Below are 19,960 nucleotides of genomic sequence, written 5' to 3'. Positions count from 1 at the left end.
CGCACTGGTCAGTTGCCGGGGCTTGCAGTATCCTTCGCCGATTTGATTGTTGACGATTGCAAGCATGGACACCCACAACGCAGATCTGGAACGTCGCTTCGGCGGCATCGCCCGTCTTTACGGGCAGGAGGCGCTGGCCCGCTTCCAGGCCGCCCACGTTTGCGTGGTTGGCGTCGGCGGCGTCGGCTCCTGGGCGGTGGAAGCGCTGGCGCGCAGCGCCATCGGCAAGCTGACTCTGATAGATCTGGACAATGTCGCCGAGTCCAACACCAACCGCCAGTTGCCCGCGCTGGACCCCAACTACGGCATGGCCAAGGTCACGGCGCTGGCCGATCGCGCGCGCGCGATCAACCCCGCCTGCCAGGTAATAGAGATCGAGGACTTCGTCACCGAGGATAATCTGGAGCAGCTGCTGGGCCAGGGTTACGACTTCATCATCGACTGCATCGACAGCCTGCGCATCAAGACCGCGATGGCCGCCTGGTGCGTGCGCCGTCGCCAGCCTTTCATCGTGTCCGGCGGCGCGGGCGGCCAGACCGATCCCACGCTGATCCGGGTGGCGGACCTGGGCGAGGTCACTTACGACCCGCTGCTGTCCAAGCTGCGCTACAACCTGCGCCGTCACCATCAGTTCAGCCGCGAACCCGGCAAGAAGCTGCACGTTCCCTGCGTGTTCTCCACCGAACAGCTGGTTTACCCGAACACACCGGAACAACAAGCTTGCGACGCGACAGCGGCGCGCGGCCCGCAGGGCCTGTCCTGTGCCGGCTTCGGCGCGGCGATGACGGTCACCGCCAGCTTCGGCCTGGTGGCGGTGGCGCAGGCGCTGAAGCAGCTGGCCAAGCCGCCCAAGGTCAAGCGAGGCTAAGAGTCTGTTTACGATCTGCTGCGCTGTGGCGGAGTGGATAGAAAGAGGCGTTGAAGCCTGTCATGAAAAAAGCACCGCCTGGGCGGTGCTTTTTGCTTGCGAGGGAATGCCGCTTACAGGCTCTGGATCTGCTTTTCCAGTTTTACTGCGCGGTCGCCCGGCGCCGGGTGGCTGGACAGCAGGCTGCTGTCGTTGCCGTACAAGTCCGCCAGCTTGCGCAAGGCGGCCGGACCGCCTTGAACGTTGTAGTTGTGGCGCTTGAGGAAGCCCACCGAGTAAGCATCGGCATCGCTTTCCTGAGATTGGGAGAACTGCGCGTTCACCACCGCCTCGGCAAAGCCGCCGAGCTCGGATTCGGACAGGTTGGCGGCCACGGCGTTGCCGCTGCCGGCCGCGCCTTTGCGCGCAGCGGAGGTAGCGTAGGCCAGTTGCATGGCTTTCTTGGTGTGACCCAGTTTCACGTGGCCGATTTCATGGCCGATGACGAAGCGCACTTCATCGTCGTTCATCTTGTCCATCAGGCCGCTGTACACGCGCACGGTGCCATCGGCCATGGCGAAGGCGTTGACTTCCTTGGTCAGATAAACCTTGAAATTCAGCTTGGTGCCGTCTTCGCTGTCCAGGCCTTTGACCATCTTGGCCAAGCGCTTGGAGTAGGCGTTGGAAGCCGGAGCCACTTTGTTTTTCTTGTCCATCATCACGCTGGATTCGGCCGCCATGGCTTTGACGTCGGCGTCGCTGAGGGTGGCGGATTTCACCAGGTCGGAACCGGCGCTGATCATGGAGCCCAGATCGAAAGCGTGCGCCGGAGCGGAGAAGCAAGCAGCAGCCAGAACTGTCAGAGCGAATTTTTTCATATTGTTTAATCTCATTTAATCAATAAATTCAATGTACAAATAAAGCAGACGGATGCTATCCGCTTTGCCGCCGCTTGAAAAGCGATTGGCATAACTACCCGCCATTTCCGATTCACGGCCCCCTGCCCGCTTAAACCGGCAAGCCCTTGCCAGCGCAAAGGTTTTTCCGAAACCGAGCTAAGCTGGCGGAGAAGAGGGATGCGAAGGGTTGTCGCGGAGACGCAACGCATACGAACCACTAGCGGACACGGCTCACTTGCCGGCGCGCAGCGCCGGACACGCGTGATCCTGCAATTCCTCTACCGAAGCGCGGTTGGCCCCGATCAGGCTGGCGCGGCTGCTTAGCAGTATAAAGCCGTCGCGCCCGTCTGCCAGCCGCGTCGCCACCAAGGCCAAGCCGTAACGGCCCATTGCCAGGCCGGCTTCCGGCAGGCCGGCCGCCAGCGCCTTGAACGGATCCACTTCCGGGCCGCCGTCAGCCTTGGCGGCCAATGTGCGCGCCCAGTAGGCGTGGCCTTGCAATTCCACCGGCAGTTCCCGCCACTCTTCGTTCAGGCTGTCCTTCAGATCGTCCAGCTGCTGGCGCACGGTGGCGTCGGTGCAGGAAATATGGATGTGCAACTGGTTTTGCGTGCGCCCGTACTGGGAGTTGATCGTCAGCGACAGCAGTTCGCGCGGAATCGGCCGCCCGTAGCGCTGCTCCAGAAAGCTGCGCGCGCGCCAGGCCGCCCCCCAGTAATCCGGCGCTCGCTCGCTCAATAGCTCCGGGCTTTCGATGCCGCTGAGACGGGCAGTGGGAATCAGCAGGTATTGCAGCCAACCGTTGCGGTCTTTCAACACCGCGTGACCGCCGGCCTCGCCGCCGCTCAAGTTCACGTCGGCGCAGGGCGCCGGCTGGCCGGTCGCTTGCTGGTTGGGCAGGCACTGCCGGTTGACGATGTTCCATAAGGCGTCGGAATCGGCCCAGAGCAGCGCCGAGTACCCCAAGGCCAACGCGGCCAGCAGGCCGGTGGCGATTTTGAACGTGGTTTTCATGTTTGGATTTTACTTGATGCCACCTCGCCACTATAGCGAAGGCCGGGCTCTTGAGAACGTGTTTACGATCTCGCGAGCAAGAGCGAGACAAGGCGAAAACCGCTGAGAAAGCGGAATGGTCGAGTGGTACATGAGCATTTCGAAGCGGTACTCACCGTGCCACGTCTCACGACGCGCAGCATATCGTGAACAGTTCTGAGACGAAAAAACCGCCCCTAAGGGCGGTTTGTCGCAGGGCAAAGCCGGCTCAGGCCAACAGGCAAGAGGACTGGCTCTGCTCGCTGACGCGGCGCAGCGGCGTGGCCTGCTGAGCGCAACGCGCCTCCGCCTGCGGGCAACGGGTGCGGAACACGCAGCCGGAAGGCGGGTTGATCGGGCTGGGCAAGTCGCCTTGCAGGATCTGGATCACCTTGGTCTTTTCCAGCTTCGGATCCGGGATGGGAATCGCCGACAGCAAGGCGCGGGTGTACGGGTGCGAAGGCGCGTCGTACAGCGCGGATTTTTCCGCCAGCTCCATTTCGCGGCCCAGATACATCACCAGGATGCGGTCGGAGATGTGTTTGACCACGGCCAGATCATGGGCGATGAAAATCAGCGCCAAGCCCATTTCGCGCTGCAACTCCTTGAGCAGGTTGATGATCTGCGCCTGGATGGACACATCCAGCGCCGATACCGGCTCGTCGCAGATGATGAGCTTGGGCTCCAGGATCAGCGCGCGGGCAATGCCGATGCGCTGACACTGGCCGCCGGAGAACTCGTGCGGATAGCGGTTGATCATCTGCTCGCGCAGGCCCACCTTGGCCATCATCGCCTTGACCCGGCGCATCACTTCCTCCGGCCCCAACTCCGGCTTGTGCACGCGCAGCGGCTCGCCGATGATGTGAGCCACCGTCATCCGCGGATTGAGCGAGGCCAGCGGATCCTGGAAGATCATCTGGATGTCCTTGCGCACCGCCAGCCAATCCTTGTCGCTGCCCTTGCGCAGATCCTTGCCCATCCAGACGATTTCACCGTCTGTGGCGGGAATCAGGTTCAGGATGGCGCGGCTGAGCGTGGATTTGCCGCAGCCGGATTCGCCCACCACGCCCAGGGTTTCCCCGGCGTAGAGGTCGAAGCTGACGCCGTCCACCGCCTTCAGCGTTTTCTTGGGACTCCACGGCCAACTATCGTTGCCCTTGACCTGGAAGTGCACTTTGACGTCGCGCACCGAAAGAATGGCCTGTTTGGCTTGTTCAGACATGGGCCACCTCCTGGGCTGCTTGCGCCAGCTCCGCAGCCGGCTTGTGACAGGCGCGGATCACCTGCGGATTGTGGCTGCTGGCCTGCAGCAGCGGCAGTTCGTCGGCGCAGCGCTCGGTGCTGTGCTGACAACGCTCGGAGAACGGGCAGCCCTTGGGCATGCGCGCCATATTGGGCGGATTACCGGGGATGCTGACCAGCTCGCTACCGTCGTGGTCCAGCCGCGGCAGCGCGCCCAGCAGGCCGATGGTGTAAGGATGGCTGGGGTGGTAGAAGATGCTGTCGGCGTCGCCGTACTCCATCACCCGGCCGCCGTACATCACCATCACTTTTTCGCACAGGCCCGCCACCACGCCCAAATCGTGGGTGATCATGATGATGGAGGTGCCGAAATCGCGCTGCAGATCCTTCAGCAGGGTCAGGATTTGCGCCTGCACCGTCACGTCCAGCGCGGTGGTGGGTTCGTCGGCGATCAGCACTTCCGGCTCGCACAGCAGCGCCATCGCTATCATCACCCGCTGGCGCATGCCGCCGGAAAATTCATGCGGGTACATGTCCACGCGGCGCGCCGCTTCCGGAATGCGCACCGCTTCCAACAGCTCGATCGCGCGCTTCTTGGCCGCGCGCCGGCTCATGCCCTTGTGCAGTTCCAACACCTCGGTCATCTGCCGCTCCACCGTCAGGTAGGGGTTGAGCGAGGTCATCGGGTCCTGGAAGATCATGGACACGCGGTCGCCGCGAATGGCGTTCAGTTCCGGCGCGCCCATGGTCAGCAGGTCTTTGCCGTGAAACAGCACTTCACCGGTGGTGGAACCGTTGCGGGCCAACAGGCCCATGATGGACAACACAGTCTGGCTCTTGCCTGAGCCGGACTCGCCGACGATGCCCAGGGTCTGGCCCTTGTCCAGTTCGAAGCTGACGCCGTTGACGGCGTTGACCATGCCGTCGTTGGTCTGGAACTGGACCCCGAGATTGCTGACTTTCAAAATGCTCATAGTGGTTCTACCTCGGGCTCATCGATCTTTCGGGTCCAGCGCGTCGCGCAGGCCGTCGCCGATATAGTTGGCGCAGTACAGCGTCAGCGACAACATGCCGGCGGGGAACAATAGCTGCCAGGGCTGGGTTTCCATGGTTTTGGTGCCGTCGCCGATCAAAACGCCCCAGCTGGTCATCGGCTCTTGCACGCCCAGGCCCAGGAAGGACAGCACCGATTCGGTCAGAATCACCCCCGGCACCGTTACCGTAGTGTAGATCACCACAATGCCCAGCAAATTGGGCACGATGTGACGGGCGATGATGTTGGCGGTTGACACGCCGATGGCGCGCGCGGCCTCCACATATTCCTTGGACTTGATCGACAGCGTCTGGCCGCGCACCACCCGGGCCATGTCCATCCAGGCCAGGATGGTGATGGTCAGCACCACCAGATAAAACTCGCGGCCCAACAGGGTCACCATCAGAATGGCGATCAGCAGATAGGGGACCGCGTACATCATGTCCACGATGCGCATCATCAGGTTGTCTATCTTGCCGCCGAGGAAGCCGGCGCTGGCGCCCCACAACACGCCTATGATCACCGCGGCGACGGTGGCCAGCGCGCCCACCATCAGCGAGATGCGGCCGCCTATCAGGGTGCGCACCAGGAGGTCCCGGCCCAAGTCGTCGGTGCCGAACCAGTGCATGCCCTGCCAGGTGGGCGCCAGGCTGATGGCGTCCCAGTCCGTGTCGTCATAGGTATGGGGCAGGAACATCGGCCCAAAGATACAGGCCAGCACGATCAGCGACAGGATGATCAGACTGACCACGGCCGCGCGATTGCGGAAAAAGCGGATGCGCGCATCGCGCCACGGGCTGCGGCCTTCAACGGCGGCATCGTCCAGACGGGTCTCCAGCGCGATCGCCGCTTGCTTCTGTTTGCTTCTCAACATGGGAAATCCTTCGCGGTCACGCGCGTCAATAGCGAATCTTGGGATCGAGGAAGGCGTAAGCCAGGTCGACCAGCAGATTGAGCAACACGGCAATCACAGTCACCAGCACCACCAGGCCCAGCACCAGCGTGTAGTCGCGGTTGGCCGCGCCGTTGACGATGAGCTTGCCCAGGCCGGGCAAGGAGAAGATGGACTCGGTGACCACGGCGGAGGTGATCGAGGAAATGGTCAGAGGCCCCAGCAAGGTCACCACCGGCATCAAGGCCGGCTTCAATGCGTGGCGAACGATGATGGTGCGCATCGGCAGGCCCTTGGCGCGCGCGGTGCGGATGAAGTTGCTGCCCAGCACCTCGATCAGGCTGCCGCGCATCACCCGGCCTATGGTGGCCACGTTGATGAAGGTCAGCAGCGCCACCGGCAGAATCATGTAGCGGGGATCAAAGTCGTTCCAGCCGCCGGACGGCAGCCATTGCAGGGAGACGGCGAAGACCAGCACCAGCACCGGCCCGATGATGAAGGACGGAAAGGCGCTGCCCATATTGCTGATCAGCATCACCAGATAATCCACCACGCTGTTCTGACGCAACGCGGCGACGATGCCCAGGACCACGCCGATCACCAGCGAGATCAGGATGGCGCTGCCTCCAATGGCCGCCGACACCGGCAGCGCCTTGGCCACCAGGTCGTTGACGCTCCAGTCCGAATAACGGAAGGATGCGCCCAGATCGCCTTGCAGCAGGCTCTTCAGGTAGTACAGATATTGCTGCCACAAGGGCAGGTCGAGATGGTATTTGGCCTGCAAATTGGCCAATACCGCCTCGGAAACTTTGCGCTCCCCGTCAAAGGGGCCGCCAGGGGTCATGTGCAGCAGCAGATAACAGACGGTGATGACGGCCAACACGGTGGGAATCGTCAACAGCACGCGTCGTAAAGTGTAGGACCACATTGCAAATTACTCCGACTCGCCGCGCCCGACGCGCGCCGGCGCGATGCGCGGGCTGCGGACGGACCAACGGCGATTGACACCGACAGTCACGGGCGGGCGCCGTTTGCCACGGCGGCCCGCTCAACACACCGGGGTTGCCCCCGTTTTCAGATCAGAGCCTAACGCGCGTCCGCCAGCGCGCCTCCGGTCCCGCTAGGGACTGGAGGCGTTCAGGCGTCGGCGCGAAGCCGGCCGATCAATGCTGGATGATGTAGAGATCCTTGCTGCGGTAACGATCCACCGGATTCTTCAGCGAGTAGCCGCCCACATACGGTTTCACCAGGCGCGGCAGCGTGTACTGCAGCACCGGGATCATCGGGTAGTCGTCCATCACCAGTTTGGTGGCCTGCGTCAGCAGTTGGGTGCGCTTGGCTTGATCCGTGCTTTCATTGCCCTGCTTGATCAACTCTTCCGCTTTCTTGTTGCAGTTGAAGTTGTCGTTCTGGGTATTGCCGCACTGAACCAGCGCCAGGAAGGTGGTGGCGTCGTTATAGTCGGCCAGCCAGCCGTTGCGCGCCACTTGGTAGTCGCCGTCGTGGCGTTTCTTCAGGAAGACTTTGAACTCCATGTTTTCCATGGAGGTATTGAAGCCCAGCTTGCTCTTCCACTCGGAGGCCACGAAGATGGCCATCTTCTTGTGGTAGTCGCTGGTATTGTAGGACAGCTTGAGCGTGGTGCCCGGCTTGACGCCGGCTTGGGCCAGCAGCTTCTTGGCCTCGTCCACGCGCTTGGCCATCGGCCATTGCGCCCAGTCGTAGCTGGTGGGCTGGCCGCCGTGCACGCCCTTGACCATCACGCTGTAGGACGGCAGTTGGCCGTCGCCGGTGATTTTCTTGGCCATCAGGTCGCGGTCCACCACCATGGACAGCGCCTTGCGCACGCGCACATCCTTCAGCAGCGGATCCTTATTGTTCAGGCTGTAATAGCGCAGGCCCAGGATGGTGGAGGTTTTCAGATCCTTGGGCATGGTGCTCTTGAGCTTGTCGAAGCTGCCCGGCGGGATCTCATAGGTCATGTCGGTCTGACCGGACTGATACAGCTTCTGATCCGCGTTCTGGTCTTCGATCGGCAGGAAGCTGACGCGGGTCAGCTGCACGTTCTTGGCGTTCCAGTACTGCGGGTTTTTCTCGATCACCACCTTGCTGTTGACTTGCCAGTCTTTCAGCACGAAGGGGCCGTTGCTGACCATCTTGCCCGGCTTGACCCAGTCTTTGCCGAACTTGTCGATCACCGCCTTGGGCGCGGGGCCCAGTTGGGCGTTGGACATCAGTTCCGGCAGGTAGGACACCGGGAAAGCGGTATCCACTTGTACGGTGTATTTGTCCAGGGCCTTGACGCCAATGGCGGTCACCGGCTTCTTGCCGGCCACAATCGCCTCGCCGTTTTGGAAGAAGATGCCGAAGGTGCCTGCATAAGGAGCCGCCAGCTTGGGATCCACCAGCCGGCGGATGCCGTAGACGAAGTCGTCGGCGGTGACGCCGCTGCCGTCGGACCATTTGGCGTTCTTGCGCAGCTTGAACACCCAGGTGGTGGGCCCGGTCTGTTTCCAGGATTCGGCCACGCCGGGCTGCAGTTTGCCTTCGTTGTCGGTAGCGGTCAGGCCTTCGAACAGGTCATGCGTGATGATGTTGGCGGGCACGCCCTCCACCACCATCGGGTCCAGCGACTCCGGTTCGGAGCCGTTGGAGCGCACCAATTCCTGCTTGGCGGCCAGCTTGGTGCCCGGCGGCACGATGGCGGCCAGGGCCGCGCCGGAAGTCAGGGCCAGCGCCACGGCGGCCGCGATTGTCTGTAGCGATTTCTTATCAGCCATCTCGCCTACTCTCCTAAGTATTGTCGACCCCGTCGATATCGCGGGACGATCAGAATCTTCACTCGATTGTATCCAGAGTGGTTGGCGGCCATTATGCGCTGAGGATTTTGAATACTTCAAGTGCTAAGCACGACGCCGCGGCGAGCGATTTAACGTTTTAGTCGCAAATTGACTATCCTTTCCCGCATTAGCTGCCACAGCCTTATGATTTTGCGGTGGTTTTTCACTTCACCCGCCATGGCATTCTAAAAATTATTAGCTCTCATACGCATTACTCATGGCCCGGCCAAATCAGCCTATACAATTAATCCATGGACATATCAGTATGGTCTAATTTTTCATTTAACAGCTTTTTCCAAAATCATTAACGCTTTTGCGCTTGGCGAAAACGTAAGGGCTTGAGTAAGCTCGACCGGACGCATGCCGCGCGCCGCGCCGGCTTTCCGGCCGCAGCCCTCTGGCGCCCAGGTCGCCCCGCCAACGCATCTTCCTGATCCGCAAGGCTTATTCAGCCCTATCATTCCAATGAGCGGACGGAGTCCGGCCCGGTCTTCCGGGCCGCGCGTCCAGCGGCGGAGGGACGCCCTGGAAACGCGGCTCGCCTCCGGACTCATGTCCACGGCAAGCGGCAATGCAGGCATGCGCCGACAGGTATCGATGGGACGACGCCTGGCATCCACACGGCGGGTTAGGCGCCCGCCCCAAGAGCGAGAATAAAAGATGAATAAAAGAGTCGTTGCAAGCGCTGCCGCGCTTGCTCTGGCTGCGGCCGGCCTAGCCGGCTGGTATGGCTCCAGAACGACCGCGGCCGCAGCAAAAACCGCGGCGCGCCCGCCGATTGCCGTTGGCATCGCCAAAGTGACGGCGGAGGATCTGCCGATCGAGCTGAACGCCACCGGCAATGTCACCGCCATTGAAAAAGTGGAGGTCAAGCCTCAGGTCTCCGGCGTGGTGGCCAAAGTCCATGTCAAGGAAGGCCAAAACGTGGCGCCGGGCCAATTGCTGTTCACGCTGGACGCGGCGGCGGAAATCGCCCAGTTGAAAAAAGCCCAGGCGCAGACGCTCAGTGACCAGGCGCAGCTGAAAAACGCCGAACGCGACCTGGCGCGCAGCCGCGACCTGCTGGCGAAGAACTTCGTCTCGCAAAGCGTGGTGGACGCCAATCAATCCAAGGCAGACGCGCTCAGCGCCACCGTCGCCGCCGACCGCGCCCAAGTGGAAGCGGCGCGGGCGGCGCTGGACTATAAAACGCTGCGGGCCTCCATCGGCGGACGCATCGGCGTGATCAACGTCTATCCGGGCACCTTGGCGCAACCGGGCATGGCCGCGGCGATGCTGACCATCACTCGCATTCATCCAATCAACGCCACCTTCACCTTGCCGGAGCGCGAGCTGGGCGCGGTGCGCGCGGCCCAGGCCGCCGGCAAGCTGCAGGTGCGCGCCACGCTGCCGGACAGCGGGGACAGCGTGGACGGCAAGCTGGTCTTCATCGACAGCGCGGTGGACAGCGCCAACGGCACGCTCACGCTGAAAGCGGAGTTCTCCAACCAGGACGGCAAGCTGTGGCCTGGCCAGTTCGTCACCGTCTCACTGGGCGCCGGCCGCTACCAGCAGGCCACCACCATTCCGGTGGCGGCGTTGCTCACCGGGCCGGAAGGCAAATTCAGCTACGCGGTGCAGGCCGACAGCAGCGTCAAGCGCGTACCGGTGGAACTGCTGGCCATTCATAAGGAAAAAGCCGTTGTCAAAGGCCTGCGCGTCGGCGACGCCGTGGTGTCCAACGGCGGCCTCAATCTGCGCCCCGGCGACAAGGTGCGTGCGGCCGCGGCCGGCCCGGCCAGCGGAGGCCAATGATGCAAATCTCCGAGCTCTGCATCCGCCGTCCGGTGATGACGGTGCTGCTGTGCCTGTCCCTGGTGGTGGCCGGCCTGATCGCCTATCAGAAACTGCCGATCGCCGCGCTGCCCAGCTTCGATACGCCCACCATCAACGTCTCCGCCAGCCTGCCCGGCGCCAGCCCGGACAGCATGGCCTCCTCGGTGGCCGCGCCTCTGGAAAAGCAGCTTTCCACCATTCCCGGCATCTCGGTGATCAGTTCGTCCAGCTCCCTGGGCAGCACCTCCATCACGCTGGAGTTCGACAACGATCGCAATATCGACCTGGCGGCGGTGGACGTGCAGGCGGCGCTGCTGCGCGCGCAGCGTTCGCTGCCGACGGAAATGACCTCGACCCCGTCCTACCGCAAGGTCAACCCGGCGGATTCGCCGGTGCTGTTGCTGGCGCTCAATTCGCCGTCCATGTCGCTGTCCGACCTCAACGACTACGCCGAGAACTGGATCTCGCCCAATATCGCCACCCTCAAGGGCGTGGCCCAGGTCAACATCTTCGGCCAGAAGCGCTACGCGGTGCGGATCAAGGCCGATCCGGGCAAGCTGGCCTCGCGCAATCTGACGCTGGACGATGTGGCCGCCAGCATCCGCGCGGCCAACGTCAACACCCCTGTGGGCATGCTGGAGGGCAAATCGCAACTGATGACGGTGGAAGCCAACCGCCAGCTGCAAAACGCCGCCCAGTTCGCCAAGCTGGTGATCGCCAGCCGCAACGGCCTGCCGGTGAGACTGTCCGACGTGGCCGTGGTGGAAGACAGCGTGGAAAACCTCAAGACCGGCAGCTGGGTCAACGGCGAGCGCTCCATCGTGCTGGCGGTGATGCGTCAGAGCGACGCCAACACCGTGGCGGTGGTGGACGCCATCCGCAAGGAGCTGCCGAAACTTCAGGCGCAGCTGCCCGGCTCGGTGCGGCTGAACCTGCTCAACGACCGCTCGCAGTCCATTCGCGAAGCCATCCACGACGTCAAGCTGACCCTGCTGCTCACCATCGCGCTGGTGATCATGGTGATCTTCATGTTCCTGCAGCGCATGGCGGCCACGGTGATTCCGGCGCTGTCGCTGCCGATCTCGCTGATCGGCACCATAGGCCTGATGTATTGGCTGGGCTACAGCCTGGACAATATCTCGCTGCTGGGCATCACGCTGGCGGTGGGCCTGGTGGTGGACGACGCCATCGTGATGTTGGAAAACATCGTCCGTTACATCGAAGAGGGCTTGTCGCCGATGGAGGCGGCGCTGAGGGGCTCGCGTGAAATCGCCTTCACCATCGTGTCGATTTCGCTGTCGCTGGTGGCCATCTTCATCCCCATCTTCTTCATGCAGGGCGTGATCGGCCTGCTGTTCCACGAATTCGCCGTGGTGGTGTCTCTGGCGGTGCTGGTATCGGCGGCGGTGTCGCTAACCCTGATCCCCTTGCTGTCCTCGCGCTTTCTCAGCGCCGACTCGATTGGACACCAAGCCCAGCGCGGCCGGCTGGCCGCCGCGCTGGAGAACGGCTTCGACGCGGTGTTGGCCGGCTATCGCCGCACGCTGGACCTGGCGCTCAAGCATCGCCGTCTGACCCTGGCCGGCGCGCTGTCCACCTTTGTCCTGACCGCCTTGATGTTCAACACAATTCCCAAGGGTTTCTTCCCCACAGAAGACACCGGCCAGATCATGGCCAGCACCGAGGCGGCGCAAGACATCTCCTACGACGCCATGCTCAAACTGCAGCAACGCGCCGCCGCCATCACCCAGGCCAACCCCAACGTCGCCTTCGCCACCTCCTCGCTGTCCGGCGGCAACACCGGCCGCATGTTCATCCAGCTCAAACCGCGCGGCGAACGCGCCAAACTGGACCCGACCATGGAAAGCCTGCGCCGCGACCTGCGCGCGGTGCCGGGGCTCAGCGTCTACCTGAACCCCACGCAGAACCTGCGCCTGGGCGGCCGCCAGAGCAAAAGCCGCTATCAGTACACTCTGCAGGGCATACAGGCGGAAAGCCTGAACACCTGGTCCGACAAACTCTTGCAGCGGATGCAGGCCGATCCCATCTTCCGCGACGTCACCAGCGACTCCCAGCTCAAGGGCTTGCAAGCCAAGCTGAACATAGACCGCGACAAGGCCAACCTGCTGGGCGTGGACATCCAGAGCATACGCAGCGCGCTGTACAGCGCCTTCGGCGAGCGGCAGATTTCCACCATCTATACCGCCAGCGACAACTATCAGGTGATCTTGCAGGCGGACGACCCGTTCAAGGTCAACGAGTTCGACTTCTCGCGACTGCGGGTTCGCGCCGCCGACGGCCAACTGGTGCCGCTGTCCAGCATCGCCTCGGTGGAACGCACCGTCGGCCCGATCTCGGTCAACCACCAGGGCCAGTTGCAGGCGGTGACGCTGTCCTTCAACCTGGCGCCCGGCATCCCGCTGAGCCAGGCCGACCAACACCTGCGCCAGCTCAAAGAGCGCATCGCCCTGCCCGCGTCCATCGCCACCAGCTACAGCGGCGACGCCGCCGCCTTCGAGGAAACCCAGGGCAGCCAAATCCTGCTGCTGGGCATCGCGGTGGCGGTGATCTACGTGCTGTTGGGCGTGCTGTACGAAAGCTATATCCACCCGTTGACCATTCTGTCCGGCCTGCCCTCCGCCGCCATCGGCGCGCTGGTCACGCTGATGCTGTTTGGCCAGGAACTGACCGTGATCGCCAGCATCGGCATCCTGATGTTGATCGGCATCGTCAAAAAGAACGCCATCATGATGATCGACTTCGCGCTGGAAGCGCAGCGCAAGCAGGGCATGTCGCCGGAGCAGGCCATCCACGCTGCCTGTCTGCTACGTTTCCGGCCCATCATGATGACCACGCTGGCGGCCTTGATGGGCGCTTTGCCCATTGCGCTGGGCCTGGGTGCCGGCGCCGAGCTGCGCCAGCCCCTGGGCCTGGCGGTGGTGGGCGGCCTGGTGTTCTCCCAGGTGGTCACGCTCTACATCACCCCGGTGCTCTATCTGTACTTCGACGCGCTGGCGCAACGCCACGCGGCCTGGCGGGAAAGGCGGCGCGCGCTGCGCGCCTGACGCGAAAAGGCCCGCGCCGGACATCCGGCGCGGGCCTTTTTATTTTCAGCGGCCTCAGCCCTGACGCAAACGCTTGATCGCCTCCTCGGCGTCGCGCGGCGCGCGCTTGTCCGGGCAGGCCAGATCGCGCAGCGAACGGCGCAGCTTGTCGTCATGATCAATCTTGCGCCACACCGCCTTGTTGGAACGGATCCAGTTTTTATCGATGCTGTTGCCGAAGGCGTAGGCGCGATAGCTGCCCTCATTGCACAGCAGGCCCTCGAAGCTCAAATTCTCCGCGCCGGCCGGGCTCTTCACCCGCACGATCATCCGCACCACGCCGTCTTCGCCCGCGCTCAGCGTCTTGGCGTCGACGAAATACTGGTTGGTCTGCAGATTATCAGTGCTCACGGCGATCCAATCCGGCTGCGCCGGATACGGCGGCAACTGGTAGTCGGCCTCCTGCCACGGCACTTCCGGCGCGAAATCGATGTTCTTCTTGATCTTGTTGTCGGCCAACGCCGGCTGCGCGGCGCACAGGGCCAGCACGATGATGGCGGCAAAGGTCTTCAAATCACTACTCCTCGTTCAGCGCGCCGGAGCCGCGCTTGGCTGGCCCGGACGCAAGGTGAAACGGCGGCGGCCGGTTTCCCTGCCGGCCAGGCCCCAACTTAATTCCGAAAACTGCATGTCGCCGCGCGCCGACACCGTCAGCAGCATGGACGCGCGGGTGCCGTAGTCGCGGCCTTTTATGAAGATGGGCGACAGCACCCGCTCCAGCGCGGAGCCGATGCGGGTATTGGGCAACTGCCCCAGCGGCGCCGGGGTGCCGTCGGACAGCGCGACGAAAGCCTGATCCTCGGTGGGCACGCGCTGAAACTCGCGCAAATATTCCGCCAGCCGCTCACTCTTGAACCACGGCGTGTCCAGCGTGGCGTTGGACAAGGTGTGGATGCCCGGCGTCACCCGGGCGATCTGGCCGCCGCGGCTGTGGAAATGAAACAGGTCCGAGGTATAGCCGAACAGCAGGTTAAACGGCGCGTAGCGGCCTTGCTCGGCGCGCAGCCAATCGGCGAAGGCGAACGGATCCTCGTCGCCGGCGACGAAACGCTCCACCAGCTCCCCGCGCGAGCGTTCCGCTTTGACCGGATGGCCGTCGCGGATATTGGTCACCGCGGCAATGCGCCCTCGGCCGTCCACCATCAGCCAGCTGCCGCCGGACTCGGCGTCGCGGCCGCCCAGCGTATTCTGATATTGCGGCCACCAATCCAGCGGTTCGGTCGGACGCGCATAGTATTCGTCCCGGTTGGCCAGCAACACCAGCTGGCCCAGTCCGGGGGTCTTATAGGCAAAAGCGATCACGCACATGATGAAGACCGATTTGAGGATGGCTTGGCGACTCGCGTAAACTTAGGGTTTAGGGAGCAGCCGCGGACAGTTCCGACCAGGCCTGTATTCCGCTCAATGTCCGCCGCGCGTTGGCGATGCGGCCTCGAACGGATTTCAAGCGGCCGGGCTTCTCTCCATTGTAACTGATAAGGCTGAGGAAGCCGGACCATGAATTTCGACAAAACCATAGACCTCTCCGGCCTCAACTGCCCGCTGCCCATCCTGCGCGCCAAGAAGGCGCTGGCGGAAATGGACAGCGGCGCGGTGCTGGAGGTGATCGCCACGGACCCCGGCGCGCCCAAGGACTTCGAAGCCTTCTGCCGTCAGACCGGCAACGCGCTATTAACCTCGGACACCACGGCGGAAGGCAAATTCCGCATGGTGCTGAAACGGAAATAACCCTGATGGCTCAGAGCCTGTTTACAAGCTCGCAAGCAAAGGCGAGACAGCGCGCAAGCGGCTGAAGAAGCGGAATGTACACACGGTACATGAGCATTCTGAAAACCTGCTCACCGTGCCTCGTTTCACGACACGCAGCAGCTTGTAAACCGGTTCTTTTTGGCCGCCGCCTTTTTCATCGCTACCCGCAGGCAAGACCATGACGCAAACCCTGACCCTGATCCGCCCCGATGACTGGCATCTTCACCTGCGCGACGGCGCGGCGCTGGCCGCCGTATTACCCGACACCTGTCGCCAGATGGGCCGCGCCATCATCATGCCCAATCTCAAGCCGCCGGTGACCACCGTGGACGCCGCGGCCGCCTACCGCGAGCGCATCCTGGCCGCGCGCCCGGCCGGCAGCCGCTTCGAGCCGCTGATGACGCTGTACCTGACCGACAACACCTCGCCGGCGGAAATCCGCAAGGCCAAGGCCAGCGGCTTCGTCCACGCGGTCAAGCTCTACCCGGCCGGCGCCACCACGAATTCGGACTTCGGCGTGTCCGACGTCAACAAAGCCATGCCGGCGCTGGAAACCATGGCCGAAACCGGCCTGCCGCTGCTGGTTCACGGCGAAGTCACCGACCCGGCCATCGACGTGTTCGACCGCGAGGCGGCCTTCATCGAACAGGTGTTCCAACCCTTGCTGGCCAAACTGCCCTCGCTGCGCGTGGTGTTCGAGCACATCACCACCCGCGACGCCGCCGAATACGTGGCCGCCGCGCCGGACAACGTCGCCGCCACCATCACCGCCCACCACCTGCTGATGAACCGCAATGCGCTGTTCGTCGGCGGCATCCGCCCGCATCATTACTGCCTCCCGGTACTCAAGCGCGAGCTGCACCGCCAGGCGCTGCTCAAGGCCGCCACCAGCGGCTCCGCCAAGTTCTTCCTCGGCACCGACAGCGCGCCGCACGCGCGCCACGCCAAGGAGAGCAGCTGCGGCTGCGCCGGCATGTACACCGCCAACGCCGCCATCGAGCTGTACGCCGAGGCCTTCGAAGCAGCGGGCGCGCTGGACAAGCTGGAAGCCTTCGCCAGCCTCAACGGCCCGGCCTTCTACCGTCTGCCGGCCAACAAAGAGCGCGTGACCCTGGCCAAGCAAGCATGGACGGTGCCGGACACGTTGCCCTACGACGGCGACGCGCTGGTGCCGCTGCGCGCCGGGGAAAGCATGGCCTGGAAACTGCTGGACTAAGAACCATGGCGAACAACACCTGGCCCCAGCGCCGGTGTGTTGTTCGCCATGCCGCCTCAATCATCGCGGGTCAGCACTTCCAGCAGCTCGATCTCGAACAAGAGATTGGAATTGGGCTTGATGTGAGCGCCGATCTGACGCTCGCCGTAAGCCAAGCGCGCCGGCACGTACAGCCGGCGCTTGCCGCCCACCTTCATGCCCATCAACCCTTGGTCCCAGCCTTTGATCACGCGGCCCGTGCCGATCACGCACTGGAACGGCCTTCCTTTCGCGTGGGACGAATCGAACTCGGTGCCGTCTTCCAGCCAACCGGTGTACTGCGTGGTGATCAAGGCGCCCTTGACCACCTCCTTGCCTGCGCCTTCCACCAAATCGGTGATTTGCAGTTCATCGCTCATCTTGCTTCCTCGCCTTTCATCCGCCGCGGATGATAGCGGACTCTCCCCGTCGCGGCGAGTCCGGCTCGCCGACTAGCGCCGTTGTCGCGCGTAAAACTTTTTCTACAAATATATTAATCATTAAATGCAATTCAAATACTACAATAACAAACATTCCCATTTGACATACATCATGGCAAATCAGTAGGATGCAAACACTTGAGAACGGCTGATCCAATACAAAATAGCCGTCAGAGAAATAGCAGGAGCCGTCGGTTCACCCCCCATGGGTACGCGTGACCGGCGGGCCAGGAGAAACCCCTATGTTGCTGGATTTGCCATGGCAAGACCTGAGCGCCATCTTTGCGGCGGTCACCATTGCTTACGTGATTTTCGGCGTGGCCGGTTTTGGCACCGCCCTGGTCGCCAGCCCGGTGCTGGCCATTTTCATCCCGGTATCCAAGATCGTGCCGTTGCTGGCGCTGATGGACATGTTCGCCGCCTTCAGCAATATCCTGCGCGACGGCCGCAAGGCGGACCTGGGCGAACTGAAACGCCTGATTCCGCTCATGGTGGCCGGCAGCCTGATCGGCGCCGCCATCTTGCTGAAAACACGGCCGGACGCGCTGCTGCTGGCTTTGGGCGTGTTTGTGGTGGCTTATTCTCTTTATTCGCTCAGCGGCCTCAGTCCCAAGCGGCAATTCCAGCCACGCGCGGCGGTCCCCTTCGGCTTGGTAGGCGGCGTGTTCAGCGCGCTGTTCGGCAGCGGCGGCTTCATCTACGCCATTTACCTATCCGGCCGCATCGAACAAAAAGAACACTTGCGCATCACCCAAACCACGCTGATCGGCCTGAGCACCCTGACCCGGGTCGTGCTGTTCGCGCTGGCCGGCGTCTATATGGATGCCTCCCTGCTGCTGCTGGCGCTGATTCTAGCGCCGGCCATGCTGTGCGGGGTGTTCGCCGGCCGCCACATCACCCTGCGGCTGACACGTGAACAATTCATCCGGGTGATCAATACCGTCGTCCTGTTTTCCGGCATCGTCCTGCTAGGCCGTTACTTCAGCCACTGAGAATGTGTTTACGCTCTCGCAAGCCAAGGCGAGATCAGGTGAAAACCGCTGAGAAAGCGGAATGTACAGATGGTACACAAGCATTTCGAAGGGGTTTTCAACGCCGTATCGCCAATGCGCAGCGATCGTAAACAGATGCTGAGCGACCCCCACTACGCAATACCGCTGTAGCCATCCCCCGGTCGCGACCACGCGCGGCCGCGCTCATGGCGCCGATTCTCTCATCCCTGACGGGAGGGCCCGCTGTCGCCCGCAGTCCGGGAGTGTGTTTGCTGCTCTTACAATGATGAGGAGTGCCAAGTGAATCATGCTGCATTGAACGAAATGATGACGCCGGAAGAGTATCTGGCCAGCCTCAACGACGGCCGCGAAGTTTACATCTACGGCCAGAAGGTGGCGGACGTCAGCCGGCACCCGGCTTTCCGCAACAGCGCCTACTCGATGTCGCGGCTGTACGAGGCGCTGCACCACCCGGACAGCCAGGAGTTGATGACCGACATCGACCCGGAGGGCTATCGCACCCACCGCTATTTCATGCCCAGCCGCTCCTGTGAGGACTTGCTCAAGGCCCGCGACGCCATTGCCCACTGGTCGCGGCTGACTTACGGCTTCATGGGCCGCACCCCGGACTACAAGGCCGGTTTCACCGCCACGCTGAAATCCGACCCCCACCTGTACGCGCCCTTCCACGACAACGCGCTGAACTGGTATCGCCAGAGCGCGCGCAAGGTGCTGTTCCTCAACCATGTGCTGGTGAACCCGCCGGCGGGCCGCGCCCGCGCCGCCTCGGAGATGCGCGATCTTTACCTGCACGTGGAGAAGGAAACCGACGCCGGCATCATCGTGCGCGGCGCCAAGATGGTGGCCACCAGCGCCGCCATCTCCAACGCCACCTTCGTCGCCCAGAACAGCGCCGCTCAATACCAACCAGGCGGCGAGGAGGACTTCGCGCTGTGCTTCATCCTGCCGATGAACGCGCCCAACCTCAAAATCATCTGCCGCCGCTCCTACGAGGCCTCGGCGCTCAGCCCATTCGACAATCCGCTGTCCAGCCGCTTCGACGAAAACGACTCGGTGCTGATCTTCGACGGCGTGTTCGTGCCCTGGGAAAACGTGCTGATCTACCGCGACATCGAGCGCGCGCGCAGCTTCTATTCCGCCTCCGGCTTCCTCAACCGCTACCCGCTGCAATCCGGCACCCGGCTGGCGGTGAAGATGGACTTCATCTGCGGCCTGCTGGCCAAGGTGCTGGAGTCCAACGGCAGTGACGGCTTCCGCGGCGTGCGTACCCGGTTGGCGGACATCGTGGCGCTGCGCAACCTGATGTGGTCGCTGACCGAATCGCTGTGCCACAACCCGGAACCGCGCCGCGACGGCTCGGTGGTGCCGCGGCTGGAAGCCGCCTCCACGGTGCGCTATTTCGGCACCCAGATGATGTCCCAGCTCAAACCGGTGTTCAACACCATACTCGGCGGCTCGCCCATCATGCAGGTGTCCAGTTGGCTGGACCTGGCCAACCCGGAGCTCAAAGAGCTGATCGGCTGCTACTTCCAGGGCACGGATCAGGAGGCGGTGGATCGTCTCAAGCTGATCAAGCTGCTGTGGGACGCGCTGGGCAGCGAGTTCGGCGGACGCCACGAGTTGTACGAGCACAATTACGCCGGCAACAACGAGCAAGTGAGGCTGGACATGCTGCGCCACTGCGAGAGCAGCGGCGTGCTGGAGCAATGCCGCGCCTTGGTGGACGACTGTATGGCCGACTACACGCCGGACGGCTGGTCGCGTCCGGGCTGGCAGTTCGACGGCGCTTGCCGCGACCGCGTTTGAACCGGACCGGAAAG

General features: G+C 62.9%; 17 protein-coding genes. 7 read left to right on the top strand and 10 right to left on the bottom strand.

All coding sequences use genetic code 11. From position 1 onward, the window contains the following. Positions 1-64: 64 nt before the first annotated feature. Positions 65-868: a tRNA cyclic N6-threonylcarbamoyladenosine(37) synthase TcdA gene (gene tcdA / locus ACUXV1_RS03310; protein ID WP_446014653.1), complete on the top strand. Its 804-nt coding sequence runs from the start codon at positions 65-67 to the stop codon at positions 866-868. Positions 869-981: 113 nt separating this feature from the next. Here the strand turns inward: tcdA and ACUXV1_RS03305 are convergent, their stop codons facing one another. The 7 genes from ACUXV1_RS03305 to ACUXV1_RS03275 form a co-directional block, all read right to left on the bottom strand. After that, positions 982-1,725: a M48 family metallopeptidase gene (locus tag ACUXV1_RS03305; protein ID WP_081554482.1), complete on the bottom strand. Its 744-nt coding sequence runs from the start codon at positions 1,723-1,725 to the stop codon at positions 982-984. Positions 1,726-1,977: 252 nt separating this feature from the next. Next, entirely contained in the window at positions 1,978-2,760 is a 783-nt protein-coding gene (locus ACUXV1_RS03300; protein WP_043634993.1) for a CDP-diacylglycerol diphosphatase, read from the bottom strand. Between the two features lie 247 nt (positions 2,761-3,007). Continuing rightward, positions 3,008-4,000 (bottom strand): murein tripeptide/oligopeptide ABC transporter ATP binding protein OppF, encoded by a 993-nt coding sequence (gene oppF, locus ACUXV1_RS03295; protein WP_081554480.1) that lies wholly within the window; start codon positions 3,998-4,000, stop codon positions 3,008-3,010. Then, entirely contained in the window at positions 3,993-4,994 is a 1,002-nt protein-coding gene (locus tag ACUXV1_RS03290) for an ABC transporter ATP-binding protein (RefSeq protein ID WP_043634989.1), read from the bottom strand. The genes oppF and ACUXV1_RS03290 overlap by 8 nt, the downstream gene beginning before the upstream one ends. 18 nt (positions 4,995-5,012) lie before the next feature. Continuing rightward, positions 5,013-5,927, bottom strand: coding sequence for an ABC transporter permease subunit (locus ACUXV1_RS03285; RefSeq protein ID WP_043634982.1), 915 nt, complete (start codon positions 5,925-5,927; stop codon positions 5,013-5,015). Positions 5,928-5,952: 25 nt separating this feature from the next. Next, positions 5,953-6,873 carry an oligopeptide ABC transporter permease OppB gene (oppB, locus tag ACUXV1_RS03280; protein ID WP_043634979.1) on the bottom strand — a complete coding sequence of 307 codons (921 nt, stop codon included), beginning with the start codon at positions 6,871-6,873 and terminating at the stop codon, positions 5,953-5,955. Positions 6,874-7,108: 235 nt separating this feature from the next. Further along, complete coding sequence (locus ACUXV1_RS03275; RefSeq protein ID WP_043634975.1) at positions 7,109-8,725, bottom strand: peptide ABC transporter substrate-binding protein; 1,617 nt, start codon at positions 8,723-8,725, stop codon at positions 7,109-7,111. Between the two features lie 720 nt (positions 8,726-9,445). On the opposite strand from ACUXV1_RS03275, the gene ACUXV1_RS03270 reads away from it, so the two are divergent. Next, positions 9,446-10,579: an efflux RND transporter periplasmic adaptor subunit gene (locus tag ACUXV1_RS03270; RefSeq protein WP_446014655.1), complete on the top strand. Its 1,134-nt coding sequence runs from the start codon at positions 9,446-9,448 to the stop codon at positions 10,577-10,579. Beyond that, positions 10,579-13,665, top strand: a complete 3,087-nt coding sequence (locus ACUXV1_RS03265) for an efflux RND transporter permease subunit (protein ID WP_446016830.1) — start codon at positions 10,579-10,581, stop codon at positions 13,663-13,665. Before ACUXV1_RS03270 ends, ACUXV1_RS03265 begins: the two co-directional genes overlap by 1 nt. 54 nt (positions 13,666-13,719) lie before the next feature. Here ACUXV1_RS03265 and ACUXV1_RS03260 read toward each other — a convergent pair whose 3' ends face one another. Further along, positions 13,720-14,217 (bottom strand): CNP1-like family protein, encoded by a 498-nt coding sequence (locus tag ACUXV1_RS03260; protein ID WP_052370411.1) that lies wholly within the window; start codon positions 14,215-14,217, stop codon positions 13,720-13,722. A 15-nt stretch (positions 14,218-14,232) separates the two neighbouring features. Then, the gene (locus ACUXV1_RS03255) at positions 14,233-15,012 is read right to left on the bottom strand and encodes an NRDE family protein (protein ID WP_043634964.1); all 780 of its coding nucleotides are present in this window, start codon (positions 15,010-15,012) and stop codon (positions 14,233-14,235) included. Between the two features lie 189 nt (positions 15,013-15,201). Between ACUXV1_RS03255 and ACUXV1_RS03250 the strand changes: the two genes are divergently transcribed. Both ACUXV1_RS03250 and pyrC read left to right on the top strand, forming a co-directional pair. Further along, positions 15,202-15,432, top strand: coding sequence for a sulfurtransferase TusA family protein (locus tag ACUXV1_RS03250; RefSeq protein WP_043589636.1), 231 nt, complete (start codon positions 15,202-15,204; stop codon positions 15,430-15,432). A 199-nt stretch (positions 15,433-15,631) separates the two neighbouring features. Next, entirely contained in the window at positions 15,632-16,669 is a 1,038-nt protein-coding gene (gene pyrC / locus ACUXV1_RS03245; protein ID WP_043634962.1) for a dihydroorotase, read from the top strand. A 56-nt stretch (positions 16,670-16,725) separates the two neighbouring features. On the opposite strand, the gene ACUXV1_RS03240 is transcribed toward pyrC, so the two are convergent. Continuing rightward, positions 16,726-17,067, bottom strand: a complete 342-nt coding sequence (locus ACUXV1_RS03240) for an FKBP-type peptidyl-prolyl cis-trans isomerase (RefSeq protein WP_043634959.1) — start codon at positions 17,065-17,067, stop codon at positions 16,726-16,728. Between the two features lie 302 nt (positions 17,068-17,369). On the opposite strand from ACUXV1_RS03240, the gene ACUXV1_RS03235 reads away from it, so the two are divergent. Next, on the top strand, positions 17,370-18,119 hold the full coding sequence (locus ACUXV1_RS03235; RefSeq protein ID WP_043589632.1) for a sulfite exporter TauE/SafE family protein: 750 nt from the start codon (positions 17,370-17,372) through the stop codon (positions 18,117-18,119). A 300-nt stretch (positions 18,120-18,419) separates the two neighbouring features. Further along, positions 18,420-19,946, top strand: coding sequence for a 4-hydroxyphenylacetate 3-hydroxylase family protein (locus ACUXV1_RS03230; protein WP_337883266.1), 1,527 nt, complete (start codon positions 18,420-18,422; stop codon positions 19,944-19,946). The last annotated feature ends 14 nt before the right edge of the window (positions 19,947-19,960 follow it).

It is taken from the genome of Chromobacterium sp. W521 (assembly GCF_052805975.1).
The sequence above is the reverse complement of the archived record's forward strand: the minus strand, read 5'-3'. Positions and strand labels throughout refer to the sequence as shown.